Genomic DNA, 20,720 nt, shown 5'->3' on the forward strand with positions numbered 1-20,720 from the left:
ATTAAATAGCGTATTTTTTGGATATCAATACTGAACAAATGGAGAATAATAGCCTTGTGAATGTAAAATTTCGTGATATTTTGACGTGGACAGTTTATCCGGGTGTCATGTCGATTGGTTTGATGATTTATTATGGTCTGAAAAATTATGGCATAAACATATTCCTTAGTAGTTACGTAGCTACAATCATTGCTGGAGTTAGTCTGATAACTTTTTTTGAACTTGTACTTCCTTATCGTAAAGAGTGGTTGCCCACTAGAAGCGACATTGGAACTGATTTTCTTTTTATGATGTTGGTACAGGTATTACTCCCCAACCTTATTTCCATTTTATCAGTGAGTTGGTTGCTAGGTTTTTTCAAAAACAACAACTGGAACTTAGCTGATTTCTGGCCGCACAACTATCCTATCTGGATACAAATCTTGATTATGATATTGTCTGGTGATTTCTTGAGATACTGGTTACATCGTGCAAATCATACATGGACTTTTTTATGGAGATTTCATGCCGTACATCACTCCGTTCACAAATTATATTGGCTTAATCTTGGGAGATTTCATCCTTTAGATAGAACGCTGCAACTTTTTTGCGATGCCTTGCCCTTCATTTTTCTTAACGTATCCAAGGAAGTACTGGCACTTTACTCTGTTATCTACTCAATTAAAGGATTTTTTCAGCACTGCAATGTAGACGTAAAACTTGGTTGGTTGAATTACATCATAAGTGGGCCTGAGCTACACCGCTGGCATCACTCCATAAATATTAATGAATCAAACAATAATTATGGAAATCACATAATAATTTGGGATATTCTTTTCGGCACATACTTTCTTCCTAAAGATAAACATGTATCCGAATTGGCTCTTTTAAATCGCAATTATCCAATGAGTTTTTTAAAACAGATGCAAGCTCCGTTTATCAAAGGTATCGATACAGTTCAATCAAAGTAATTAATAGCTATAAATTAAACAATGATTATGTAATATCAACAATTGCCAATTTCTAACCCACAAAATATAAATGGATTTGCAAAAATTAAACAATCCCAACAATCATTTAAACTTTTCTGGAGGACCTGGAGCATTACCTGAGTCAGTGCTAAATGCTACTCAAGCTGCCATTATGAATGTGCCAGAAGTGGGCTTGTCATTACTAGGTATCAGTCATCGCTCTAATTGGTTACGCAATGTACTAGATGAAACTGAAGAGAACTTGCGAAATTTATTCTCGATTTCCAAAAATTATCATGTTCTTTTTTTACAAGGAGGTAGCAGTCTACAGTTTTCAATGATTCCCATGAATTTTTTACGTGGAAATCGCAAAGTTGCAGAGTATATTGTGTCTGGTTATTGGAGTATTAAGTCCGTACCTGAAGCCAGAAAAGAAGGGCAAGTCCGGGTAGTGTGGGATGGAAAAGATAGTGGTTATAACCGATTGCCAAAAGCTGAGGAACTTGTACTTTCATCAGATGCGGCTTATCTACATTATGTGTCTAATGAAACTGTAGAGGGACTACAATTTTCCTATCTGCCAAGCATATCCAATGTACCGTTGATTTGCGACATGTCTTCAGATTTTTTATCTCAACCTGTACCAGTTGAGCGTTACGCATTGATATATGCCCACGCACAAAAAAATCTTGGACCAGCAGGTGTAACAGTGGTGTTACTTCGAGATGATCTTGTTGACACAATTCCGTCTGGTCTACACAGTATGTTGGATTACCGTACTCATATTGTGGGTCAGTCAATTTACAATACGCCACCAGTATTTGCACTATACGTAATAATGTTAGTTACCCGTTGGCTACGGAAAGACATTAGTGGACTAGCAAAAATGGCAGAGATTAACCAAGCCAAAGCAGCCACTCTTTATAAAGTGCTTGATGAGAGTGGAGGATTTTATCGGGGTCATGCTGTTCGAGAGTGGCGATCGCTGATGAATGTTGCTTTCCGATTAGCTGATCGCGATCTAGAGCATTTATTTCTCAAAACCGCAGTGGAAAACGGATTTTATGGGTTGGACGGACACCGTTCAATCGGAGGTTTGCGGGCATCACTTTACAATGCAGTCACTCAGTCTGGAGTAGAGGCTTTAGCTGGATTTATGCGTGACTTCCAGCAACGCTACGGTTAAAGCGATTCTATAATATGCCAGTCATTACAAAACAACTACTTTAACTCTTTCAAGTACAAATACAGTGATCTATCACAATTTATTTTTAGCAAACTCTTCAAAAGAAGCGACTTTAGTTAATTTATTACGCTATAGAACGCTACAACAACCAAACCAAGTGCCATATACCTTTTTGGTAAATGGAGAAACAGAAAAACTTAGCTTGACTTATGAAACATTAGACCAAAAAGCACGCGCCATTGCCGCATTGCTTCAAAGCATGAAAGCTTTTGGAGAAAGAGTACTACTTCTCTATCCACCTGGACTGGAATTCATTGCTGCTTTTTTTGGAGGTTTGTATGCAGGTGTAACTGTTGTGCCTGTGTATCCACCACGAGGTAAACAGCGGATGACAAGGTTGCAAGCTATTGCAAAAGACGCACAAGCAACTTTTGCACTCACCACCTCATCTGTAATGACTAAATTGGGAGAAAGATTCAAAGAAGAACCAGAATTAGCAGCTTTGCAATCTATAGCGACTGATAATATTGCCGAGAATTTAGCAGATGATTGGTTTTTTCCTGAGATTACCAACAACTCACTAGCACTTCTTCAGTACACGTCTGGTACGACAGGAAACCCCAAAGGGGTAATGGTGAATCATGAAAATTTACTGTATAATTCTGCTTTAATTTATCAGTCTTTTGAGCATACACCTGACAGTCGAGGTGTCATTTGGCTGCCTCCTTACCACGATATGGGGTTGATTGGTGGAGTCCTGCAGCCTATATATGGTGGTTTCTCGGTTATGCTGATGTCGCCAGAGTCTTTCCTACAAAAACCTTTTCGCTGGCTAAAAGCTATTTCCGACTATCAAGCAACTACTAGTGGGGGGCCTAATTTTGCTTATGATTTGTGTGTTGATAAGATTACTCCCGAACAACGCCAACAGCTTGATTTGAGTAGTTGGGAAGTTGCTTTCAATGGTGCTGAACCTGTAAGAGCGGAAACCATTGAGAGGTTTTCAGCAACCTTTGCAGATTGTGGCTTTAAAAGAAGTGCTTTTTACCCCTGCTATGGAATGGCTGAAACGACTTTAATTGTGTCTGGGGGTTTGAAAAAAGAGCCACCAGTGATTCGCTTTGTGCAAGATCAAGCGTTTAAGCAGAATCTAATTGTAACTACTACAAGCGAGGACGAAGATGCAAGAGCGATTGTTGGTGTTGGTCATACTAGCTTAGACCAAAAAATTGCGATCGCCAACCCAGAATCATTAACTCGCTGTCTGGATGGACAAATCGGAGAAATTTGGGTTGCAGGGCAGAGTGTAGCTGGTGGCTACTGGAATAAACCCGAAGAAACTCAACAGATATTTAATCCACAACTGCAAGACACAAAAGAAGAACCATTTCTACGCACTGGAGATTTAGGATTTTTACTCAATGGCGAACTATTTGTTACAGGTCGCCTCAAAGATATGATGATCATTCGAGGGCAAAATCATTATCCCCAGGATATTGAATTCACAGTTGAGAATAGTCATCCCGGATTACGACCTAATTGCGGGGCAGTATTTTCTGTGGAGGTAGACGGTGTTGAACAGCTAGTTATTACTCAAGAGATAGAGCGTACTTACTTACGTCAGTTGGATGTAGATGAAGTAGTTAAGTCTATTCGTCAGGCAGTGTCAGAGCAGCACCAGTTACAAGTTTATGCGATCGTGCTACTGAAGACAGCGAGCATCCCGAAAACTTCTAGTGGTAAAATTCAGCGTCACGCTTGTCGAGTTGGATTTCTGGATAAAAGTTTGGATATTGTCGGAGATTGGACTGCGAATCTTGCGGAAACAGACTTACAACAACTTCAAGCAGAAGTAGAAGACCTTTGGGAACAAGTGCATTCTTTAGATGTTAATCAATCTGAGGATAACCAGAAATCTTTTAAGCCAAATTTGACAGAAAAAGAAATCGAAGCTTGGCTAATTTCTCATCTCGCTATGTACTTGAAAATACCTCCTGATGAGATAGATATTCAAGAATCTTTTGCTGCATACGGTTTGGATTCAGCAGTGGTGGTCAGTATGACAGGTGAATTAGGCGAATGGATTGGCTGTGAACTAGAAATTACTCTTTTCTGGGAGTATCCCGACATCGAAACACTAGCACAATATTTAGCAGAAGAATATCATTCATCGCCAGAGATAAAAACTTCAGTTACTGTTTGAACAAAATGGAAATTTCGCCAAAATTCTAAATATGAGCCAAGAAGCCATTAATACTAAAAACAACGAAAAACGAAAGTCAGCAAAAGCTTTAAAATTCTATCTTTTTGATCCTAAGTTTAACGCTAATCCTTATCCAACTTACCATCGCCTGCGAGAGTCAGATCCGGTACATAAATACTTTGTAGGAGGTGATTGGATTCTTACCCGCTATGCCGATGTCAAAGCAGTTTTAAAAAGTGGTCGTGTTCGTACTGATGATAGACCAAAATCAATACAAGAAAGAAATAAATATCTCCAAGACAAGGAAAAGAATCTAAATACTCTTGCTTTTACCACCAGCCGATTTTTATTTTATATGAACCCGCCAGACCATACTAGATTACGTGCATTGGTGGGTAAAGGTTTTTCTCCTGTAGTTGTTGAGCGTCTGCGTCCCCATATTCAAGAAATTGTGGATGAATTGCTTGACAAAGTTCGGCACAAGGGGAGTATGGACATTGTTGCCGATCTTGCCAGTCCACTTTCTATTACTGTAATCAGTAAGCTGTTGGGAATACCAAAAGAAGCTCAACAGCAGCTTCATCAGTGGATTAATGTTTTATCTCGTATTTTAGATCCACTGGTGTCACTACAAGAATATGAAGCGATGAATAAAGCTACAGAAGAAATTCAGGAATATTTACGTACTCTAATTGCCGAACGAGAAAAAAATCCACAAGCAGACTTGATTAGTAATTTGATTGCAGCTAAAGAGCAAAATGATAGGTTAAGTCAAAAAGAAATATTAGCAGTTTGCACATTGTTATTCGCGGCTGGTGAAGAAACTACAGGTAATACAATAGGCAATGGAATGCTGGCATTGCTACAACACCCTCACCAAATAGAACAACTCAAAAGAGAACCAACAAAAATCCAAAGTGCTGTAGAAGAAATAATTCGCTACGATAGTGCAATTCAAATGTTAACCCGTATTGCTACCGATAATTTAGAAATAGGCAACCGAACAATAAAAGCAGGTGAAAAGATAGTTCTTTGCTTGGGAGCTGCTAATCGAGATCCAGCCCAGTTTCCAGAACCCGACGAGTTAAATATTAATCGAGAACAGAATCAGCACGTTGCTTTTGCTGATAGTATTCATTATTGTTTAGGAGCAGCATTAGCACGGGTGGAAGCTCAAATTGCTATTAACACACTAATTCAACAATTTCCTGATTTAAAGTTAGCTTCAAACAAGCTTGAGTGGAAAAAGAGTATAGTCATACGTGGCTTAAAAGCTCTACCTATAACTTTTACAAAATAAGTCATTTATATCAAGTTTGGATAATTACAGGAGATAGGAAAATGGAGCCAAGTGCCAATACAAACCAAAAGGCTATTAGTTCATCTCAAACTCAAAAAGCAGGGATTGCAAAAGCTCCCAAATTCAATCCGTATGACCCAGCGTTTCGGACGAATCCCTATCCTATCTATCACAGTCTTCGCTCTGTTGAACCAATACACAAGAGCTTTCTGGGTATGTGGGTACTTACTCGCTATGCTGATGCTAAGGCTGTTTTGCGCAACCCTCGCTTTTGCGTCAATAAAATGCAAAAAAATGTTAAAAATAAGAGCAATTCTCTGGAGCAGCGAGATTTCAATACACTTGCACAAGCGATCGACAAATGGTTAATATTTTTAGACCCGCCTGAACATACTAGGTTGCGAGGGTTAATTAGTAAAGCTTTTTCTTCTACAAGCATCAAATTTATGCGTCCCCAAATTCAACAAATTGCAGATGAACTGATTAGCAAAGTTCGATACAAAGGCTTTATGGACATTATATCCGATTTTGCTTGTCCATTACCTTGCAATGTCATTGCTGCAATACTAGGGGTACCTCTTGAAGATTGGTTTAAGCTATATCATTGGTCAGATGAACTGTCTAATATTTTAGACCCGCTCATATCTCTGGAAAACTATGAGCAGATGAATAAAGTGGCGCTAGAATTTACAGATTACTTTAAAAGCTTGATTGCCCAACGTCAAAAAAGCCCACAACAAGATTTGCTAAGTGCCTTGATTACAGTTAAAGAACAAGATAACAAGCTAAATGAAGAAGAAATTATATCTGTCTGTATGTTGTTGTTCTTTGCTGGTGAAGAAACCACAGTGAATCTCATAAGTAACGGTATGCTTGCTCTATTGCGTCACCCACAGCAGATGCAACAACTCAAGACACAACCAACACTCATCCAAAGTGCTGTGGAAGAAATGCTACGTTATGATAGCCCAATCCAAATCATTACACGAGTAGCGACTGAAGACGTTGATATAGATGGTATCACTATTCGAGTTGGTGATAAAGTTCTTGTTCTTTTAGGCGCTGCAAATCGCGATCCTGCACAATTTCCTGAGCCGGATCGCTTCGATATTACACGAGCTAATAATAGTCACTTAGCTTTTATTGATGGTATCCACTATTGTTTGGGTGCAGCATTGACGCGGATTGAAGGTGAAATTGCTATTAATGCTCTTGTGCAACAATTGCCTGACCTGAAGCTATCACAAGATAAGGTTGAGTGGCGAAAAAAGGTTTCTTTTCGCAGCTTAAAGGCTCTCCCTGTTACTTTTAAGCCAACGAATGTAAACTGGAGTTTAGAATAGTCAGGAGTGCGAAACTAGCGATAAAATCAAAAACAAAGTATCTTTAAAGTAAATAATTAAAGATAACATGGAGAGTGATATAGGAATCATATTTGCAGGGTAAACGCATCTAAATTACTCTTGATCGCAACGAACGTTAAGAAGCAACGAAAAAATTAGGATTTCACGTTTGATTATTTTTTAAGTGCCAAAGTGATGCCTGCGGCGGGCTACGCCTACGCCTAAAAATTTCGCAATAAGCAAGAGTTAATGACATTTTCTTAAATCTATTGAGAATGTAGTTTGCTTATTGACATAATGCGGTCGCCCTGAGCGATCGCTGGAACTTATCTCGCGATCAATAATAGCACTGCTGGTTTTCAGTCGAATAGTGATTTGTTAGTCAATTTAACAGAATTAACGGGTACTTTACCTACGTTGGGAAATATTGCAGTGAACAGTTTCTTTGCTTAGTTAGCATCATGATTTTCAAACTAACCTGCGGAATGTGGGTTAATATCAGGCTTGATTAGCTAAAATCCAAAGTGTAATAACCTCCTGGCAGATTGAACCAGGAGAGTTGAAAAAAATGGATTCATCTTTACAAACGTTGTAGCAGGCTTAAACCGTGGCTATCAGTACCACAGGTATTGAAAAGAAAGTATTCATCAGCTAACTTTTGCACTTGTTCTGATTCCAAGGTGCTGGGTTTCCAGGGGTTAGGGTTATTGTAAGCGTAGAAAGTTTCCACACCATCGATACCATTTTGCGCCGCAGCTGGAATTAAATCGAAAAGCGATCGCTTGTAACGAGCTGGATGAGCCAGAACTGCCAATCCTCCAGCTTCATGAATCGCAGCAATCACGTTACTTGCCTGATATTCTTCGCCTGTAGTCGCCCTTCTTTGCAGATAGGGTTTCATACTAGGATGTTCTGTTGCAAAAGCATAAGCCAAAATGTGAACTTCTATATTTAAAAGGTTGGCATTGATTTCTACGCCACTCCACAGGTGAGGAATGCTTGCATTAGGATTATTCCACTTCCAATCTTCTAACCAAGCAAGGGCCGCTTGATAGCCGATAATACCATGATGATCGGTGATGGCTAAACCTTTTAGCCCAATGGCGAGCGCCTGCTCGATCAATGCACTTGGCTGCAACCTTCCATCCGAGTGGACAGTGTGCATGTGAAAGTTGAATAACCTTGGACAACTATGTGCATCAATGTTACGGAATACTTGCTTCAAAAGTTCTGCTGAAGCTGTAGTACGGGCCAAATTTACAACCATAACCCCCTCTGAAGAAAAATATATTTTCTTAACACACCAAAATGCCACATATCTAGATGAGAAAGAACCAACACTAAAAATTAGTATCGGCTGCTACTTTCTCAGCTTTCTTAGCAAATTTTTCAATATGTTAAGACTACGTTAGCAAATCTTAATCTCAGTAGTCATGGGTAGTTTGAACTACTTTGTATTTAAGTAGTTGCAAATATTACATCTAAAATTTCATAAATATGCTTCTAGCATCTATGGTAAATGACTTATAAAATAAAGCTTTAATATAGTAATTATATCTAATAAGTTGGAAATACCAAAGGGATTTAAGTATAAAAAGTGCTATTTATTTAGATAATTACGGATTTATTCTTACCTATAATGACTTTAGGGTAGGCTAGCAAAAACCGCAGGCATCGGCTAAGTGAGTCTCCACTTGGAGAAAACTAGCGATCGCTTACCGCCCATTATACCCCTCGTGCAATTCCAAAAGAATCTCCCTTCAAGGTGACTCCAAGGGGTTCTACCACAACCTTGCGGGAAACAGACGCTTCAACTCTTCCTGCAATCACAGCCGAAAGTTGATGTTCTCTTGCAAGTAGGACAATTCTCTCTGCATCCTGCTGTGACTCTGTATAGAATGCGAATCCTGCACCGTAATTGAACACTGAAAGCATCGTCTCGGCCCCGCCCTCAAGATGACTTTCAACAAATGTAAATATTTCTGGTACTGGCAGTATCGTTTCAATCACATACCGAAGCGGCTTTACTGACCTCATCAGCTTTTGCCAGCCATGACCAGTGATATTCTCCATCGCTGTGGGACGAATTCCCTCACTAAGTACGGACTGTACAAGGGGCGTATAAAGATACGACGCAGCATTCATTGCTTCCCAGAACTCCTGCCCACTTGGGAGTTTTGTTCTATAACCATCAGGGAGCGACTCAGCAAGCTTTCGCAATGGGGTAAAGCCGTTCTCATGGGGCCCCGAACTTTCAACGAGAACAATAGTATTACCGACATCCAGACGCGAACTATCGATGGGAGCGACACCAGCCGGCATAACCCCAAAAACCGAGCCGGCGATGTCGAGCCGCCCTGGAATCATCTTAGTTTTTAGTTGAGGAGTTTCTCCTGAAAGATAGACACATCCCACACGTTTGCACCCCTCAACAACTCCATCCAGAAACCCATCAAGGAAAGCGGGGGTAAAAATTGTTTCAGGAGTACTTGACGGTAGATAAAGACCGAGAAGTATAGTCTGCATACCTGAAGTTGCAGCATCGTTCGTCAAACACGAGATGATCTTGATACCAATATTCCACCAGAATCGTCGAAGTTCTTCTTCAGAAAGGTCGTCAGGGCGAGTATCATCTGCGGTGCCCAGTCCTTCGGGGACAAGCGTCATCGAAAGTTCTCTAGCCCCTGCCTCCAGAAACGGAGCGAGGTTAAAACTGAAAGCGTTAGCGCTTGCTCCCAGACCTGACGCGGGCACGATGCCATAAGTACTTGCAAAGCCAAGTGTGCGTTTTGCGGCATCGATGAAGCGTTGTTTTGCAGCATCGAGAGTATCGTAATCGACTTGATCGAGAGCTTGAGCCATCAGTTGAGTTTTAAGTTAGAAGTTAGAAGTTAGGAGTTAAGAAAACTCATAACTCCTCACTTTAAAATACCTCATCTTCAATACCACGCCACCATTCCCCCAAATTCATCAAGTCTTGGTAAATATCTTCTAATTCTTTGATGTAGACATCATTAGTCAAGGTAGCTCGACGCTCTTGCAATTTTTTGAGGCGCAGTTGTATCAATACCCAAGGTTTAGAGATGCTATTCGTTGCTTCAATGTATTGCGCTAGTTCTTTGCTATCCATATATTTTATATTTTGATTTATCATGTCACAACGCGGATTGGGATTAGGGAAGAGGAGGCAGAAGTTCTTTAATTTTGAATTTTGAATTTTGAATTGATTTCTCCCTCATCTCTTTTATCCTCTTAACTCCAAAGCAAAAACAGTCACGATACTAGTACAATGTCAAGCTAGTTTTCAGGGTTTGTAGGAAGTACTTTAGTGCTTAGAAAATACGGACTAAAGTCCCTACTACGAAATCGCTTACCCATCAATTTAAACTTGACTGACTACTGTCGTGACTGCTGATAAAAGTGTTAACTGAATTATCTTTATTTTAGATATCTGGCACAAGCTACGTAGCTGCAAAGTAGCTGGCTAAAAGACATCGCAGCCAGTTCAAAACTGCCAATTAATTAAGCTTTAGCCAAGTTTTCAGCAGCAAAGTCCCAGTTGGCCAAGTTGTCTAGGAAATTCTTGATGAACGCTGGACGGGCGTTTTTAAAATCAATGTAGTAGGCGTGTTCCCAAACATCCAAGGTTAGGAGTGCTTTCTGACCATGAGCTAGGGGATTTTCTGCATTTGGTGTTTTGATCACTTTCAGCGTACCACCATCATCGATCAGCCAAGACCACCCGCTGCCGAATTGAGTTGCAGCCGCGTTAGAAAACTCTTCTTTAAATTTGTCAAAGCTACCAAAATCTTTATCAATTTTGGCTGCAAGTTCACCAGTGGGTGTACCACCACCTTGTGGTTTTAAGGAGTTCCAGAAGAAAGTGTGGTTCCAAACTTGGGCAGCATTGTTGAAGATTCCTGTTTTCGAGGAGTCTTTAAAGGAAATTTTGATCACTTCTTCCAGAGACTTGTCAGCAAGTTCTGTACCTTCAGTGAGCTTGTTGAGATTGTCTACATAAGCTTTATGATGCTTGCCATAGTGATACTCGAAAGTTTCAGCTTTCATGCCATAAGGCTCTAGAGCATCCTTTTCAAAGGGTAGTGGGGGCTGTACAAATGCCATTGTGTCTAATCCTCTCTTTACCGGTTTCCAGTTCTAAGCTATTGCAGAAGCTTGGGACATTAATAGCTTTTATTTTCAGGAGTTTTACGTCTTTGATCGTGGAACATAAAACTTAACATCGTCATTCTACTACCAAAGTGAAACGAAAAACAAAGTCTTTCTCTAATAAGTAAAATAAGTTAAATCACTCGTATGCAATCACTATAAATAAAAATGGCTAATATTTCATATCTAAAGACAAATATTACAATCTGATTTTAAACACATCAATCGCAAAGCTTATATTTTGGAATTCTCTTATAAGTGGCAGACTTCTTAGTTCAGAAATAATTCAAGAGTTCTATGACAATTGGTATTAAGTAATTAAAAGCAGCAATTAAAGCTTTGAAACTTCTACCTCTAGTAAGATTAATTACTATTTAGATAATCAGTCTAAAGCTGGATGACTTAATTTTAAAGAAGTTATTACTCAAAATAATTGGCTAAATTTATTTAAATAAAATAATTAAAAAAAAACTATCCAAATATCTGTCTAAATTTTGGCACTGTCTCTGGATGCAGGAAATCTAGAGTTAGGAGAAGGCAGGGCAGAACAGTCGCATCATATCAATAAGGTTATTTCATTATCAATAAACTCCAAAACCATCTGATTAATCTCTGCTTATTGACAAAGATTTTAGAGATTGTCTTGAGGCTTAGAAAATTAAATTAAACAGTAAATGCTGTTTTTTTCGTTGATTCTTAACCTTGGTTATGAGAAAGAAGTATAATTTGGATGCGTTTGCCTTAGAGTCTGCCCTCTTTACAAAGCACAAAAAGAAATTAATGAAACACTTTACCCTGTTTACTTTTCTGTATCTAGTAGCGGGAGTTTGCTTAACGGCGATCGCACTTGGGCATCCTGACATCACTCCAAAGCATAAAATAACCCTGCTAATTAATGCTGGACTGTTATACCTTGTCGCTGTCCTTAGTACCTTTCGATTTTGGCGACAACGCTTAATAGACCGTCAAGAGAGACTGCGCGATAAACCTGCTTGGGATCGGAATTTTTTCATGATCCCACTTTCACTCATTATTGGATTGACGCTTTTTACAGCGATCCCTGACTTGGTGAATCACAACTGGGCAATAGAGGCGATCGCCAGAGTATCTGTCGCGCCACTGGTCATCCTGGCAAGTACAGAACAACTCTTAATTAGAAGCCAAAATCGGTAATAATCCAATACGCTTGGGTTAAGGCTAAAATTCTTTGCTAAAGTCAATTTTTTTAACGTAGACGCAAAGCGGTGAAGCAGCGCGGTCTTCTCCCTTTGGGAGAGGCTAGCGCCAAGGGGGTTTCCCCCATGAGCGACTGCTGTTAATGTAGCGTTAGCGAGGTACGAGCGTCACTCAAAGGGCTTGCTGCAGGCTACTGCTAAGGACGCGTTCGCGCAGCGTCTCCTAGAGAAGGACGCAAAGAGAAGAAAGAAATGCTTAACTCAACTGTATTGGGCAATAATCCTGATTACAGGTATTTATCTTTATTAGTGACCAGAAGAGTACAACAAAAGTGGGAGACAAGGTGACAGTAGCAGAGATTGATTAAATGGTTGTTACCTTGTCTCCTTGCTCTCTTTAATGACTACTACTCAGATAGACGTTGCTGGTAGTAGTTAACTATTTTTGCCGTGACTTGTGACACGGCTAAACCATCAGTTTGCAATTCGATCGCATCTGCTGCTTTTTGCAAAGGCGAAACTTTGCGTGTACTATCTTTCCAGTCACGTTCGGCAATGTCGTGTTCCAGCTGCTCTAAACTCACTTCAGGTTGACCTTGGGTGTTAAAGTCTTGCTGGCGGCGACGGGCGCGTTCACTCACAGAAGCGGTTAAGAAGATTTTCACTTCAGCATCGGGGAACACGTGAGTACCAATATCTCGACCTTCAGCAACTAAACCACCTTTTTTGCCCCATTTTTGCTGTTGTTTAACCAGTGCTTGACGGACTGCGCTTTGTGCCGCGATCGCCGATACTTGAGATGTTACCTCAATGGTGCGAATTGCCTGGGTAACATCAGTGCCGTCAATCCAAACCCGCACGGACGATTGTAAATCCTGGGTAGGAGTAAGTTCAATTTTACACCGATTAGTTAATTCGGCGATCGCACACTCATCCTCAATCGCAATCCCCTTTTGCAATACTAACCAAGTGACAGCACGGTACATCGCTCCTGTATCTAAATACACTAGATTCAGGTTTGCTGCCACTTGTCGCGCCACTGTGGATTTTCCAGCACCAGCTGGGCCATCAATAGCGATAATGGGTTGACGATCGCGCAATATGATATTGTCAATCAAACGTGTAGCACCAAGACGAGCTGCGATCGCCAACATTCCTTCCTCCTCAACTTTTTCTAAAGACATCAACGTAGTCGGTTCAACCAATTCAATATATTCCACACAGACCGTGCTGACCATTGCCACTTCTTGCTGTACCACTGCTATCAACTTGTTACTATTGCGATCGCCTGCTTTGAATGCGGCTTGAGCTCGTTGCAAGCCTCGATATAACACCGTTGCTTGCTCTTTTGCCGTTGCCGTCAAATATTGATTGCGAGAACTCAAAGCTAGACCCGACGCTTCCCGTACTGTTGGACAAGCAACAATTTCTACTGGCAAATTTAAGTCAGCCACTAAGCGTTTAATAATTGCTAGTTGCTGACCATCCTTTTCACCAAAGTAGGCACGGTCAGGCTGTACCAAGTTGAAAAGTTTGGTAACAATCGTAGCGACACCCTGAAAGTGACCTTGCCGAGAACGACCACACAAGCCTGTTATCATAGCAGATGGGGGGATAACTTGTGTAACCTTCGATTCTTGTATACTCTTCTGAGAAACTGCCATTTCTTCCGGAGTCGGTGCAAAAATGGCATCAACCCCAGCTTGTTCGCAAAGTTTTTGGTCTTGCTCTAAAGTGCGGGGATAGCGTTGATAATCCTCGTTAGGAGCAAATTGCAAGGGATTGACGAAAATACTCACAATCACTGTGGAATTTTCTTGTCGCGCCCGTTGAATCAAGCTTAAATGACCTTGATGCAAATTCCCCATCGTTGGCACCAGACCGACTGCCGTCTGATACCAAGCAGTCATCTCATCTAATCTCAGATCCTCAGTAACTGCAATCAGCTTGTTTTCTGAGCAGTGTTTAGTTAAATAGCAGCGTAAAGCTGCGACTGTTGTCAGCAGGCGCACAAAAATACCCCTAGTTCTTATCGATCCCTCCCCCGTTAGTTTATATCTGAAATAGAGGGAAGAGTTTATTGAACTAGGAGAATTAAGTGATACGGAACTGGGTATTAGGGATTGGGGATTGGGGATTGGGGATTGTGTACTGGGTACTGGGTATTAGGAAAACTTTTTCCCAGTCCCTAGTCCCCAGTCCTTAACAATTATTTCCCTAAGACTTCAATATTTACTGGTGCAACACCACTGCCCATCATTCCCAAAATCCGAGCCGCGCCGGCAGACACGTCAATGATTCGACCGCGAATGTATGGGCCGCGGTCATTAATCCGCAACACTACAGAACGACCGTTGCGGGTGTTAGTTACACGCACTTGCGTACCAAAGGGTAAACTGCGATGGGCGGCAGTCATTTCTTCTGGATTAAATCTCTGTCCGCTAGCAGTACGATTACCAGACCCGTCATAACCGTAATAAGAAGCCATGCCTATCAAGGTGGCTCGCACTACTCCGACGGCAATTTGTTGAGGCAGCTTTGGTATCGATACTACTGGTTGGCGTACTGGTAAATTAGCAATTTCTTTTAAGGGAGATGCATTACCTAATAGCCTCCGCAGGCGATTGGTTGCTTGCAATGCATCTTCCGCTAGATCGTTGGTAGTACCTGCTAATCGCGTACCTTGGTTGATTTCTACCAACTCTTCGTCATTAACTTTGATTACATAGCGATCGCCATCTTCTTGGACTGGGACGCTTTTGTTTTGCGCTTGATTGGCAGTAGATTTTTCCCCTGCTTTCCAACTGACGGTAATCTTACTCGCGTCTACGCTTTCCCGATTCAACTGGTTAATTTTAGCTGCTATTACACTAGCTATCTCAACCGGGTCATTGTCAACGGAGCTAATCTGGTTACTCGCATCTGTTACGTTGTCGGTATTCAAGGCATTTGGTGAATTGCTACTAATAAGGGCGTACGATTGTACGCCCTCAGCATTTCCAATTTCACCAACTTTTTTACTTTCAAGATTTGTATTTGATACAGAACTTAAAAAGGTGAGAACAGGTATATTTCTGATAAAAAGGGTTGCCGCCTTACGTCCTTTAATGTTATGAGGATGAATTTCTGTAATCACAGCATCCAAGGTTTGTTTCCCTGCTGTTGATTGGTACTCTCCCACCTTCACCACATCAGGGGTAGGTGATTTTTGGGAAGTTAGTACATTTTTCTTGATGGTTTGAGTGCAACCGACTGAGGGTATGCCCAAAACAGCCATAGACAGGGCAACAATAATCCACAAATGTCTTTGATTCATGCGTCCGTTTTTGAAAGCGACTGTAGAACTTAAGTTTTATAACTTGCGGGATTTTTCACTAATAAAAGTGATTTCCCTATTTGAAAAACTCGAACTCGTTCCGTCTTCACTTTGTTTTTTATAACTGCAACAGACTAACACGAACCTTTTGGCTTGGGGATCAGGGTTTTAGCGTAACTATTGCCCGCTTTCTCAAATTCCAATTCCAATTTGAAGGGCGAAACCTTTCTCAAAAGCGGACTTTGACTATGTAACGCTTTTTTGTGTAAGTCAAAAATTTCTTCAAAAAATTTTATATTTATTTCACACCAAAGTGACGATACCCTATTCACATCGGTTCTAAAGGCTCGCAACTACTCGTGTATTTTAGGTTACATAGTTTTTGGCTATTTGCTCTCAGAAGATAATGTAACTTTAATTAATTGGCATCGGCATAAATACCTAAAATTACTTATTTAAGGGAATATTTAGATTTAACTATGAATAAGTCGTGATATGAGTTACATCTTAAATAATTATGCAAATTAGTTTGAGTCTAATATCTTTTTTAAAGTTTTTTCTACTTACATCAATGATTACTTTTATTCTCCATAACTAGATTAGTCTTAGTGATAAATATAACTTGATAATACAGTATTGCTGAGTATAAAAAAAAGGACGATACTCAAACTAATATTTGTCCGGATTAATGACTTAAAAATTAATAAAACTTCGCGATCGCTAGTAAATTAAATCTTATTTGTATTAAAAAGTACAACACATATTTTTAACCCTAAGTAGTTGCTCTAGTACAATGTTTGAAAGTAAGTCGTCTTTTCAAAAATTTTTGCGGCTGTAGGGATATACAGCAGCACCTCTACTATATATAGTAGGTATTTTGGGAAATGCTATCAGCCTAATGACACATCAAGGAGATATAGAAATAGATCCATCGCCATTATTAGCTGTTCTTAAAGAGTTGTATTCCCAGTACAAGTTACTGCAAGAGGGTGCAGTGGCGAAATACATTCCGGAATTGGCAAAGGCAAATCCAGACTTGTTCAGCATTTGCATTGTGACAGTGGATGGTCAAGTTTACAAAGTTGGGGATTACCAACAACTTTTTACTATTCAGTCAATTTCTAAGGTGTTTGCTTATGGACTTGCCTTAGAAGATCATGGACTGGATTATGTTTTGACTAGAGTAGGCGTGGAACCGACGGGGGATGCATTCAACGCAATTATTTTGGATGAGCAATCGAATCGACCATTAAATCCAATGGTAAATGCAGGGGCGATCGCCACCACAAGCTTAATCAAAGGTTCTGGCCCTACCGAACGCCTCAACCGAATGCTAGATATGTTCCGCCGATATATTGGCCGCGACGTATTCGTTGACATTTCAGTTTTTACCTCAGAACGCAGTACAGGGCATCGTAACCGCGCAATGGCGCATTTGATGCTGAACTTTGGCATGATTGACCGGAATATTGAAGAGTCGCTGGATCTTTATTTCCAGCAGTGTGCTGTGATGGTGAATTGCCAAAACTTAGCAGTGATGGCGGCTACTCTAGCTAACAGAGGTATTAATCCGATTACCAAAGAACAGGCGGTAGATAAGCATTACATTAAAGATATTTTGAGTGTTATGTATACCTGTGGGATGTACAACTTTGCAGGTGAGTGGGCTTATAAAATTGGGATTCCGGCGAAAAGCGGTATTTCTGGTGGGATTATTGCCGTTGTACCCAATAAGATGGGCATTGGAGTTTTTTCACCGTTGTTGGATGTGCGTGGTAATAGTGTGCGGGGAGTAAAGGTGTGTGAAGAACTTTCCCAACGGTTAGGTTTACATCTATTTGATTGTTCAGGTCAAGAGGCGAAATTTGATTGAAAGGTGGAGGAGGCTGAATCTTGCTCCTCTTGGCTGGTCTACAATAGTATACACAAGTCCAAAAAGCTCGATTTACCTATTAGCGTAGGCGTAGCCCGCCGCAGGCATCGCCCTTTATAAACAACTTTTTGGCTTACTATTTAAGATAATATCTCAATCAAGCATCATCAAATTAAACAAGATTAAATCAAGAGAGTCACAGATGGTTTCTTCCAACAGCAAGATAGGTATTATCGGCGCAGGGACATCAGGGGCTTATCTTGCAAGTTTACTTATTCAAGAAGGGTTTCAAGTTGACTTGTTTGAAAAAGCTCCCGTAGTGCGTACCGATGGATGTGGCATTCTTATTGTCCAATCAGGTATGGAAGCACTTGATCAAGGAAACCCTCAAATCAGCCAAAAAATTATTAACTCAGGCGATCCTGTTAAATTATTCGAGTTTCGCAACCTTAAAGGTGGATTGATCAATTCAGAATCCGTCACCTATGGTGAAGATGAACTACCAGGAATGCTTGTACACCGAAAGGTGATTTTAGAAGCAATCCTCGATACTTTACCCGCTAATAATATTCATTTTAACGCTCAATTAGCTTCGATAACGCAGACTGAGAATAGTGCGATCGCACGCTTTAAAGATGGAAGTCACTGGGAAGGGGATCTTATAGTGGGTGCTGATGGCATTCTTTCTAAGGTTCGGCAGTTTATAGTTCCGAATGTAAAACTATGCTATTTAGGCGATCTAGTTTGGCGTGGGATTGTGACAGATAATAACTTCTGTCCAGAAGGAAACTTTTTTGTTTATGTACGCGGTCGGGGAATTTATGCAAATTTCTTTCATATTGGTGGAAATCTGACTCACTGGGGTTTCTTTGTAGAAAAAGAGCAGACGGATTCTGAAATAGGCGCACTACAACCGGCTAATATATCTATTCCTCCCCAAGAATTAGCCAAACTTCCAGAGGATGCACGAAATGTGATTGAGTCAACCCCTGTGGAAAATATTATCTGTCGTTATTCCTATGACATCGATCCTCTGCCGAAACTCTATGATGGTCGTATTATTTTAATTGGTGATGCAGCTCACGCGAAAAGTTCGACTCGTGCTAGAGGCATGACTTCAGGTTGGGAAGATGGTTTGTCTTTAACACAACATCTCACCTCTAGTGCTAGTCTTGCCGAAGCTCTAGAAAATTATCAGACGGAAAGATTACCCATTGTTCACGAATATCAACGCACGAGTCGTGAAATGAGCCAGAAAATTGGTCGTCGTTAGCCAAAGTGAAACTCAAAATAAAATTAGTTTTTCTCTAAAATTAATGAGTAACAATCCTGTAATTAGCAAAGATACCATCACTCCGGCGATATCTATCGATCTAGAGAAAGTTCCGGAAATTTTTACACGTCATATTGGTACTTGGAAAGGTGAGTTTATCAAAACTGATAGACGCGGACATTTTTCTGGCAGCTTTTTCGCTACTATTACCATCTTGATTGAGGGAAATCAGTACCGACAGGTTAACAATTATGAATACTCAGATGGCTCTCATCTCCAGCTTAATTTTGAAGGATACTTTGAAAATAGGATTCTGAAATTGTTTTCTAGCAATTATTCTGATTTTTCTGGGATCGCTTTGGATACAGGCCAAGACACAATTCACTTTCGGATGACGAAAGCTCAAGATAACGTGCTGATTACATTTATAGAAACAGTAACTTTACTCGATGAAAACCACCGAGTTCGTAGTGCACAAGCTTTGAAAGATGGTATTTTTGATAGTATCTCTTTTATTGAAGAAATTCGTTTTTCCTAAATAGATTAGATAGTCCTAGATTTGAGTAAGAAAGGTTCCAATCGAGCAAAATTGGGTGGATTTGACCTTTATTTGTAAGAAAAATTAAACTGATTTAGAAACTTGCTCATCCAGACGGCGAAACAAAAACAGCCAAAGCGGTAGAGAACTATTAATCGCAATTAGTCGCACTAAATGACCAGTTGTGACAATTTCAACATTATGATTCAATGCCAGGGAAACCAGGATCATTTCTGCCGATCCTCCTGGTGCTGTGACTAAGAGACAGGTTAGCCAGTCCCAAGAGGTTAATTGCATCGCAAGTATAGCAGCGATCGCTCCGGCTACAAGAGTCATCCCTACAGACATCAAAGCATAGGCGACAGTCTGCTTTTTAAAGCTAGGTTTATCTCCCCAATATTCACCAATACTAATTCCCAGAAGCATTTGACCTAATAAGTTAATTAAAGGCGGCGGACTAAAGCTAATATCACCCACAAAAGGCAGCCAATGTAGCAAAGGATTAAACCCGATACCAATCAACAATGCACCAAAGAAATCGCCGGCGGGAATTTTAAATAATATAGCTGGATAAACTACTAATCCAGTAATTAGGAGTACTAACAAGAGTAATTCTAGTTGAGATGGATCGAGATTGAGCCAAGCGGTGTTAGTTGGGAGTGTTTGCGGATAATCATTACCAACTGATGTCCTAACGATGAAGGGAATTAGAACAACTACACAGGTGACGCGAATCGCCTGAACTAGGGCAACCAAGCTAACATTTTTATTGTAATCGGCAGCGATCGCTGCCATAATTCCTACACCACCAGGAACTGTAGCCAGCATAGCTGTAAATAGGTTGGTTTTGCTGACGCGGGAGTAAATGTAACCGATACAGCCTCCACTCAGCAGCAAAAACAAGGTAAGAAAAATAAATATGGGAATACTGGAAGCAAGACTAGCTAGATTAGCGTGGGCATTGGAAGCCCCGACAGTTAAGCCGACAAGTGCCATTCCCACTTTTCTCGCAGTACGGTTAGGTTGGGGAAAATATTGATAAAAAATTCGACACCCTTGGAGAACCACTGTACCAGCGGCAATCCCGCCAAATATCCAGGCAATCGTGCCAATTTGGAACTTTGCGAGTAGTAAACCCAGAGGTAATGCCAGAAGCATTTCCAAGACAAGGACAATTAGTTGCTTCCTAAATAGCTGTTGTTTGGTAACAACAGGATTTTCATGAGTGTGTTCTTCTAGGCTAGGAGTACCACTTACACTTTGATTCATCGATACTAAGCTTTTTTCTCAGTCTAAGCTATATAGCAGTTCCTGCTTGAGTGCAATACAGTATGGGATGATGGAGTATATCAACGTCTAAGTGCCTGTAGAATGAAACCTTACTCCTGTGATC

At 40.5% G+C, this 20,720-nt stretch carries 17 protein-coding genes; 10 read left to right on the forward strand and 7 right to left on the reverse strand.

Translation table 11 applies throughout. The annotated features are described in order from the left end of the window. The first annotated feature begins 17 nt into the window (after nt 1-17). The 6 genes from V7K89_RS00760 to V7K89_RS35705 all read left to right on the forward strand — a co-directional run bounded on the left by V7K89_RS00760 (nt 18) and on the right by V7K89_RS35705 (nt 7,435). On the forward strand, nt 18-950 hold the full coding sequence (locus tag V7K89_RS00760) for a sterol desaturase family protein (protein ID WP_335183848.1): 933 nt from the start codon (nt 18-20) through the stop codon (nt 948-950). Between the two features lie 70 nt (nt 951-1,020). Beyond that, the gene (locus tag V7K89_RS00765; protein ID WP_335183849.1) at nt 1,021-2,136 is read left to right on the forward strand and encodes a phosphoserine transaminase; all 1,116 of its coding nucleotides are present in this window, start codon (nt 1,021-1,023) and stop codon (nt 2,134-2,136) included. A 64-nt stretch (nt 2,137-2,200) separates the two neighbouring features. Further along, nucleotides 2,201-4,339, forward strand: coding sequence for an AMP-binding protein (locus V7K89_RS00770; RefSeq protein ID WP_335183850.1), 2,139 nt, complete (start codon nt 2,201-2,203; stop codon nt 4,337-4,339). A 31-nt stretch (nt 4,340-4,370) separates the two neighbouring features. Continuing rightward, complete coding sequence (locus tag V7K89_RS00775) at nt 4,371-5,639, forward strand: cytochrome P450 (RefSeq protein ID WP_335183851.1); 1,269 nt, start codon at nt 4,371-4,373, stop codon at nt 5,637-5,639. 41 nt (nt 5,640-5,680) lie between these two features. Next, nucleotides 5,681-6,982, forward strand: a complete 1,302-nt coding sequence (locus tag V7K89_RS00780) for a cytochrome P450 (RefSeq protein ID WP_335183852.1) — start codon at nt 5,681-5,683, stop codon at nt 6,980-6,982. Between the two features lie 315 nt (nt 6,983-7,297). Further along, nucleotides 7,298-7,435, forward strand: a complete 138-nt coding sequence (locus tag V7K89_RS35705; RefSeq protein ID WP_442941544.1) for a bluetail domain-containing putative surface protein — start codon at nt 7,298-7,300, stop codon at nt 7,433-7,435. A 127-nt stretch (nt 7,436-7,562) separates the two neighbouring features. Here the strand turns inward: V7K89_RS35705 and V7K89_RS00785 are convergent, their stop codons facing one another. The 4 genes from V7K89_RS00785 to V7K89_RS00800 all read right to left on the reverse strand — a co-directional run bounded on the left by V7K89_RS00785 (nt 7,563) and on the right by V7K89_RS00800 (nt 11,107). Beyond that, the gene (locus V7K89_RS00785; RefSeq protein ID WP_335183853.1) at nt 7,563-8,249 is read right to left on the reverse strand and encodes a PHP domain-containing protein; all 687 of its coding nucleotides are present in this window, start codon (nt 8,247-8,249) and stop codon (nt 7,563-7,565) included. A gap of 458 nt (nt 8,250-8,707) precedes the next feature. Further along, nucleotides 8,708-9,736, reverse strand: coding sequence for an AIR synthase related protein (locus V7K89_RS00790; protein ID WP_335183854.1), 1,029 nt, complete (start codon nt 9,734-9,736; stop codon nt 8,708-8,710). A gap of 169 nt (nt 9,737-9,905) precedes the next feature. After that, complete coding sequence (locus tag V7K89_RS00795) at nt 9,906-10,112, reverse strand: hypothetical protein (protein ID WP_334914787.1); 207 nt, start codon at nt 10,110-10,112, stop codon at nt 9,906-9,908. A gap of 392 nt (nt 10,113-10,504) precedes the next feature. Beyond that, nucleotides 10,505-11,107 (reverse strand): superoxide dismutase, encoded by a 603-nt coding sequence (locus V7K89_RS00800; protein WP_335183855.1) that lies wholly within the window; start codon nt 11,105-11,107, stop codon nt 10,505-10,507. 825 nt (nt 11,108-11,932) lie between these two features. Between V7K89_RS00800 and V7K89_RS00805 the strand changes: the two genes are divergently transcribed. Then, on the forward strand, nt 11,933-12,325 hold the full coding sequence (locus V7K89_RS00805) for a hypothetical protein (protein WP_335183856.1): 393 nt from the start codon (nt 11,933-11,935) through the stop codon (nt 12,323-12,325). A gap of 409 nt (nt 12,326-12,734) precedes the next feature. Here V7K89_RS00805 and V7K89_RS00810 read toward each other — a convergent pair whose 3' ends face one another. Then, complete coding sequence (locus V7K89_RS00810; protein WP_335183857.1) at nt 12,735-14,339, reverse strand: bifunctional pantoate--beta-alanine ligase/(d)CMP kinase; 1,605 nt, start codon at nt 14,337-14,339, stop codon at nt 12,735-12,737. 197 nt (nt 14,340-14,536) lie between these two features. Then, nucleotides 14,537-15,643: a septal ring lytic transglycosylase RlpA family protein gene (locus V7K89_RS00815; protein WP_335183858.1), complete on the reverse strand. Its 1,107-nt coding sequence runs from the start codon at nt 15,641-15,643 to the stop codon at nt 14,537-14,539. An 898-nt stretch (nt 15,644-16,541) separates the two neighbouring features. On the opposite strand from V7K89_RS00815, the gene glsA reads away from it, so the two are divergent. The 3 genes from glsA to V7K89_RS00830 all read left to right on the forward strand — a co-directional run bounded on the left by glsA (nt 16,542) and on the right by V7K89_RS00830 (nt 19,327). Further along, nucleotides 16,542-17,516, forward strand: a complete 975-nt coding sequence (glsA, locus tag V7K89_RS00820; protein WP_442941543.1) for a glutaminase A — start codon at nt 16,542-16,544, stop codon at nt 17,514-17,516. 202 nt (nt 17,517-17,718) lie between these two features. Beyond that, a complete protein-coding gene (locus tag V7K89_RS00825; protein WP_335183859.1) occupies nt 17,719-18,789 on the forward strand; it encodes an FAD-dependent monooxygenase in 1,071 nt (356 codons plus the stop codon). Nucleotides 18,790-18,832: 43 nt separating this feature from the next. Next, entirely contained in the window at nt 18,833-19,327 is a 495-nt protein-coding gene (locus V7K89_RS00830) for a hypothetical protein (RefSeq protein WP_335183860.1), read from the forward strand. Between the two features lie 84 nt (nt 19,328-19,411). Here the strand turns inward: V7K89_RS00830 and V7K89_RS00835 are convergent, their stop codons facing one another. Beyond that, nucleotides 19,412-20,596 carry an AbrB family transcriptional regulator gene (locus V7K89_RS00835; RefSeq protein ID WP_335183861.1) on the reverse strand — a complete coding sequence of 395 codons (1,185 nt, stop codon included), beginning with the start codon at nt 20,594-20,596 and terminating at the stop codon, nt 19,412-19,414. Nucleotides 20,597-20,720: the final 124 nt, after the last annotated feature.

The organism is Nostoc sp., from assembly GCF_036917515.1.
In the GTDB taxonomy this organism is placed as follows: Bacteria; Cyanobacteriota; Cyanobacteriia; order Cyanobacteriales; family Nostocaceae; genus Nostoc.

Excerpts from the sequence above, each read along its gene's own strand:
- V7K89_RS00780 (WP_335183852.1), top strand. The coding sequence starts at position 5,681 with ATGGAGCCAAGTGCCAATACAAACCAAAAGGCTATTAGTTCATCTCAA.
- V7K89_RS00815 (WP_335183858.1), bottom strand. The coding sequence starts at position 15,643 with ATGAATCAAAGACATTTGTGGATTATTGTTGCCCTGTCTATGGCTGTT.
- V7K89_RS00785 (WP_335183853.1), bottom strand. The coding sequence starts at position 8,249 with ATGGTTGTAAATTTGGCCCGTACTACAGCTTCAGCAGAACTTTTGAAG.
- V7K89_RS00775 (WP_335183851.1), top strand. The coding sequence starts at position 4,371 with ATGAGCCAAGAAGCCATTAATACTAAAAACAACGAAAAACGAAAGTCA.
- V7K89_RS00825 (WP_335183859.1), top strand. The coding sequence starts at position 17,719 with ATGGTTTCTTCCAACAGCAAGATAGGTATTATCGGCGCAGGGACATCA.
- V7K89_RS00800 (WP_335183855.1), bottom strand. The coding sequence starts at position 11,107 with ATGGCATTTGTACAGCCCCCACTACCCTTTGAAAAGGATGCTCTAGAG.
- glsA (WP_442941543.1), top strand. The coding sequence starts at position 16,542 with ATGACACATCAAGGAGATATAGAAATAGATCCATCGCCATTATTAGCT.
- V7K89_RS00765 (WP_335183849.1), top strand. The coding sequence starts at position 1,021 with ATGGATTTGCAAAAATTAAACAATCCCAACAATCATTTAAACTTTTCT.
- V7K89_RS00830 (WP_335183860.1), top strand. The coding sequence starts at position 18,833 with ATGAGTAACAATCCTGTAATTAGCAAAGATACCATCACTCCGGCGATA.
- V7K89_RS00835 (WP_335183861.1), bottom strand. The coding sequence starts at position 20,596 with ATGAATCAAAGTGTAAGTGGTACTCCTAGCCTAGAAGAACACACTCAT.
- V7K89_RS00795 (WP_334914787.1), bottom strand. The coding sequence starts at position 10,112 with ATGGATAGCAAAGAACTAGCGCAATACATTGAAGCAACGAATAGCATC.
- V7K89_RS00805 (WP_335183856.1), top strand. The coding sequence starts at position 11,933 with ATGAAACACTTTACCCTGTTTACTTTTCTGTATCTAGTAGCGGGAGTT.